At 71.9% G+C, this 4760-nt stretch carries 6 protein-coding genes; 5 read left to right on the plus strand and 1 reads right to left on the minus strand.

The genetic code is table 11. The features are described 5' to 3' along the window. The first annotated feature begins 38 nt into the window (after positions 1-38). A complete protein-coding gene (locus tag AC13HU_RS32365; protein ID WP_483045546.1) occupies positions 39-287 on the plus strand; it encodes an e9imm peptide in 249 nt (82 codons plus the stop codon). 18 nt (positions 288-305) lie between these two features. Here the strand turns inward: AC13HU_RS32365 and AC13HU_RS32370 are convergent, their stop codons facing one another. Then, positions 306-728: a secondary thiamine-phosphate synthase enzyme YjbQ gene (locus AC13HU_RS32370; RefSeq protein ID WP_483045547.1), complete on the minus strand. Its 423-nt coding sequence runs from the start codon at positions 726-728 to the stop codon at positions 306-308. A 238-nt stretch (positions 729-966) separates the two neighbouring features. On the opposite strand from AC13HU_RS32370, the gene AC13HU_RS32375 reads away from it, so the two are divergent. The 4 genes from AC13HU_RS32375 to AC13HU_RS32390 form a co-directional block, all read left to right on the plus strand. Then, positions 967-1728 (plus strand): glycoside hydrolase family 3 N-terminal domain-containing protein, encoded by a 762-nt coding sequence (locus tag AC13HU_RS32375; protein WP_483045548.1) that lies wholly within the window; start codon positions 967-969, stop codon positions 1726-1728. A 245-nt stretch (positions 1729-1973) separates the two neighbouring features. Next, entirely contained in the window at positions 1974-3164 is a 1191-nt protein-coding gene (locus tag AC13HU_RS32380; RefSeq protein ID WP_483045549.1) for an NAD(P)-binding domain-containing protein, read from the plus strand. A gap of 256 nt (positions 3165-3420) precedes the next feature. Further along, complete coding sequence (locus AC13HU_RS32385) at positions 3421-4200, plus strand: (Fe-S)-binding protein (protein ID WP_483045551.1); 780 nt, start codon at positions 3421-3423, stop codon at positions 4198-4200. Next, the coding region (locus tag AC13HU_RS32390) for an LUD domain-containing protein (RefSeq protein ID WP_483045550.1) at positions 4197-4760 on the plus strand (564 nt) is incomplete at its 3' end. The genes AC13HU_RS32385 and AC13HU_RS32390, both read left to right, overlap by 4 nt.

Here is a 4760-nt window from a genome sequence, read left to right on the forward strand (position 1 = left end):
TCGCTAGGGTGGCCGTGGCCCCGGTCGAAGGGGGCCCGATGAGCGGGGCGGACCCGATGAGCGGGGCGCAGTTGGACCGGGCTGCGGCCGTGCTCCTCGTGCAGCGGCTCATGGACGCGGACTATGCCGCCGAGGAAGACGCGGACGCCTGGTTGGAGATGCTCGACAGAAGTCCGCGGTGTCCGTCCGGTCACGTCTGCGGCTTGATCCACTGGCCGCCGGAGCGGCAGCTGACGGCCGACGAGGTGGTCGACCAGGCCCTGGCCTACCGGGCGATCGCCTTGTGAGGTGTGCCCGCGGTTCGGTCAGCCCAGGAAGCTCAGGCGGACCTGGCGGTCGGTGTTGGAGACGTTGGTGTCCACCAGCACGACGGACTGCCAGGTGCCCAGCTCCAACTGCCCGCCGATCACCGGAAGCGTCGCGTGCGGCGGCACCAGGGCGGGCAGCACGTGGTCACGGCCGTGGCCGCGCGGGCCGTGCCGGTGCCGCCATCGGTCATCGGCCGGCAAAAGGTCGCCGAGCAGGGCGAGCAGGTCCTCGTCACTGCCCGCGCCGGTCTCGATGACCGCGATCCCCGCGGTGGCGTGCGGCACGAAGATGTTGAGCAGCCCGTCCCGCCCCCGCGCCACCTCGCGCAGGAACCCGGCGCAGTCACCGGTCAGGTCATGGACGGTCTCACGGTCGCCGGTGCGGATGTCGAGGACGCGGGTTCCAAAACGTTCGGCCATGCCTCCCATGGTGGCCCACCCGCCCGGGCACCGCGTCCGCCGCAAGGGCCGACACGGGGTGCTTGCTCGGGCGTACGGCCGGGCGCACTCACGGGAGTACGGCGAGACGCGGCCGGCGGGCCGGGGGCGGGGCCGGGGCCGGGGCGTCGTCGGCGACGGGGAACGTTGCCCCGGCCACAGATTGGTCTGTACCATTCGGGAGTTCGCCGACTGCCGCGCCCCGAAGGGGGACCCCGACGTGAAGACGCTGCCCCGGCTCGCCGTGCTGGTCGACTCCTGCCTGCTGCCGTCCGTGAACGGCAACGGCTCCCCACTGCCGGAGTGGATACTGCGCGGGTTGGAGCGGGGCACGCCGGGCGCCGCCGTACACGCGTCCGGGGCCGCCGCCCGGGCCGCCTCCGACGCGGTACGGGCCGCCCTGCCGGACGCGCTCACCGGCCACCGCGGCCCTGTCGGCACCGCCACGGGCGGCAGCGCGGCCGCCGCGGAGCTGATGGCGGCGGGGGCGAATCTGCATCTCGAGGTGCGGCCGAGCGCGCGGCCCGACGAGACCCGGGCGTTTGTGACGGACCTTCAGGCGCACGGCGTGGCGGCGGCGTTGGGGCCGTTCACCGGCGCGGGAAGCCTTCGGCCCTTCGCCGAGGGTACGGCCGCGGGCGTACGGGCGATCTCGGCGGCCGTGCCCGCGGCGCTCAGCGGCCACGCGATCGCCGGGGTGCTGCGCGGCGAACTCGGCTACAACGGGGTCGTGTTGAGCGACACCCTCGACGAACCGTCCATCGTCGACGGCTGGGGGGTGCCGGGTGCGGCCGTCCTCGCCTGGATCGCCGGGGTCGACCTGATCCGGCTCGGCCCCGACAGCGGGCCGGGAGTGCGCGATGCGATCCACGCGGCCACGGCTCGCGCCGTCGCCGACGGCGATCTCCCTCTCTCGCGTCTGGAGGAAGCGGCGGAACGCGTTGCCCGCTTGCGGAGGTGGGCGTCCAACCCGCTCGCATAGCCCCTACCTGGGGTGTCCCGCCCACCGTCCGAACGCGGGCCGGACACCCCCGTGGGCCGAACCGGTTCGCGCCATGGTGCCTCCCGTGGCTTCCGCGCGGCCGCCGGACGGCAGCGTGCTCAGGTGGGCTGAGCGGTCCGGGATGAAGCTTGGCAGATCAGCCGCGCCGTCACGGCAGCCCCGCCCCCTCACCGCCGGACGTGCGGCGGGGGAAGCAATGTGCGGCGGCGCTGGTTGGGAGAGGCATGGAGGATTTGGGTGCGGGGCGGTTCCCGGAAGCGGGCGAGCCCGTAGCGGTGGACGCGGACGTCGCCGTGGTGGGTGCGGGGCAGGCGGGGCTGTCGGCGGCGTACTTCCTGGGCCGGTCGGGGCTGCGGGCCGGCACGGACTTCGTGGTCCTCGACCACTCCCCCGGGCCGGGCGGCGCCTGGCAGTTCAGGTGGCCCTCACTGACGTACGGGAAGGCGCACCGGGTGCACGCGCTGCCGGGGATGGAACTGGAGGGCGGCGACCCGGAGTTGCCGTCTTCGCAGGTCGTCGGCGAGTACTTCCGGCGGTACGAGGAGGCGTTCGACCTGCGGGTTCTGCGCCCGGTGGATGTGGCGGCGGTCCGGGAAGGGGCCGGCGGACGGATGCGGGTGGAGACGGACCGGGGCACGTGGTCGGTGCGGGCGCTGCTGAACGCGACGGGCACCTGGGACCGGCCGTTCCTGCCGTACTACCCGGGCCAGGAGAGCTTCCTGGGGCGGCAGTTGCACACCGCGGGCTACCGGGGGGCGGCGGAGTTCGCCGGGCTGCACGTCGTGGTGGCGGGCGGCGGCACGTCGGCGGTGCAGCTGCTGATGGAGCTGCACGAAGCGGGCGGCGCGGCGCGCACCACGTGGGTGACACGGCGGCCGCCGGTCTTCCGCGACATGGGGTTCGACGAGGAGTGGGGCCGCTCGGTGGTGGCGCGAGTGGACGACCGGGTACGGCAGGGGCTGCCGCCGCAGAGCGTGGTGAGCGTGACCGGTCTCGCGGCGACCGAGGCGGTCCGGGACGCGCAGGCCCGCGGCATCCTGCGGCGCGAGCCGATGTTCGACCGGATCACTCCACACGGCGTGGCCTGGGCCGACGGCCGCACGCTGGACGCGGACGTCATCCTGTGGGCGACCGGTTTCCGCGCGGCCCTGGACCATCTCGCCCCGCTGCGGCTGCGCGAACCCGGCGGTGGCGTCCGGCTCGACGGCACCCGCGTGGTGAAGGACCCACGGGTGCACCTGCTCGGCTACGGGCCCTCGGCGAGCACGATCGGCGCCAACCGGGCCGGGCGCAGCGCGGTCCGCGAGATCCGCGCGCTGCTCGCGAAGACCGGCGCCGCGGCCGGCGCCACCACGCCCGGCGCCGTCGCATCCGGCGCCACCACGCCCGCGCCGATACCCGCATCCGCCCGCTGACGGGGTCGGCCCGCGCCGGATTCGGTCCCTGGGCGGGCGGGTTCGCCTGACGACATCGGGCTCTGATCGGCCCGATCGGCCTGATCGACGGGACGAGCGGGACCAGCGGGACGAGTGCGATCAGCGCGCAGCAATTCGGTTCCAACTCGGCCAACATACATCGGATGTATACTTCCCCTGCCGTGCGCACTTGGGGCATTATGAGCGCATGCGTGATCGACAGCCGAGCGGCGACGGGGTGCGGCACGAAGACACCCTGCGGGTCGCCCTCTTCGTGACCTGTGTCAACGACCTCCTCTACCCGGACACCGGCCGGGCCGTGGTGACCCTATTGGAGCGGCTGGGCGTCGAGGTTGACTTCCCCGCGGCCCAAACCTGTTGCGGGCAGCCCCAGTTCAACACCGGCTACCGGCACGAGACCGAGCCCCTGGTCCGCCGATACGCCGACGCGTTCGAGGGCTACGACTACGTGGTCACACCCTCGGGCTCATGCGCGGCGATGGTACGCGACAACTACCCCCGGATCGCGGAACGGGCGGCCACCGAAGGCCGGGACGACGGCCTGGCCACGGCAGCAGCCGCAGCCGTGCCGAAAACCTACGAACTGACCGAGTTCCTGGTGGACGTGCTCGAAGTAACCGACGTCGGCGCCTACTTCCCCCACACCGTCACCTACCACCCCTCCTGCCACGGCCTGCGCATGCTCGGCCTGGGCGAACGCCCCCGCAAACTCCTCGAAGCCGTCAACGGCCTGGAACTCAAGGAACTCGACGGCGCCGAGGAATGCTGCGGCTTCGGCGGCACCTTCGCCGTCAAGAACCCCGACGTCTCCATCGCCATGGGCCAGGACAAAATCCGCCACGCCCTCGACACCGGCGCCCGCATCCTCTGCGGCGCCGACAACTCCTGCCTCATGCACCTCGACGGCATCCTCCGCCGCAACAACAACCCCCTCCACACCCTCCACCTCGCCGAAATCCTCGCCTCCACCGAAGAACACCCCTACCCGCAAACCAAAACAGGAGACGACCGATGAGCGGCACCTACCTGGGACTCCCCTCCTTCCCCGACGCCGCACGAACCTCAACAAAGGACACCCAACTCCGAGCAAACCTCACCCACGCCACCCACACCATCCGCACCAAACGCGCCACCGCCATCAACGAACTCCCCGACTGGCCCCAACTCCGCGCAGCAGGCGCCGCCATCAAAGACCACACCCTGCGCCACCTCGACCACTACCTCACCCAACTCGAAACCGCCGTCACCAACGCCGGCGGCACCGTCCACTGGGCCACCGACGCCGACGAAGCCAACCACATCGCCACCCACATCATCCACACCACCGGCGAAACCGAAGTCGTCAAAGTCAAATCCATGACCACCCAGGAAACCGGCCTCAACGAAGCCCTCCACACCGCCGGCATCCACGCCTACGAAACCGACCTCGCCGAACTCATCGTCCAACTCGGCAACGACAAACCCTCCCACATCCTCGTCCCCGCCATCCACAAAAACCGCACCGAAATCCGCGACATCTTCCAAAATGAGATGGCCAACTGGGGCCGCCCCGCCCCCGAAAACCTCACCAACACC

The organism is Streptomyces sp. NH27, assembly GCF_056859195.1.

Coding starts and splice junctions, on each gene's coding strand:
- AC13HU_RS32380 (WP_483045549.1), top strand. CDS start 1,974: ATGGAGGATTTGGGTGCGGGGCGGTTCCCGGAAGCGGGCGAGCCCGTA.
- AC13HU_RS32365 (WP_483045546.1), top strand. CDS start 39: ATGAGCGGGGCGGACCCGATGAGCGGGGCGCAGTTGGACCGGGCTGCG.
- AC13HU_RS32370 (WP_483045547.1), bottom strand. CDS start 728: ATGGCCGAACGTTTTGGAACCCGCGTCCTCGACATCCGCACCGGCGAC.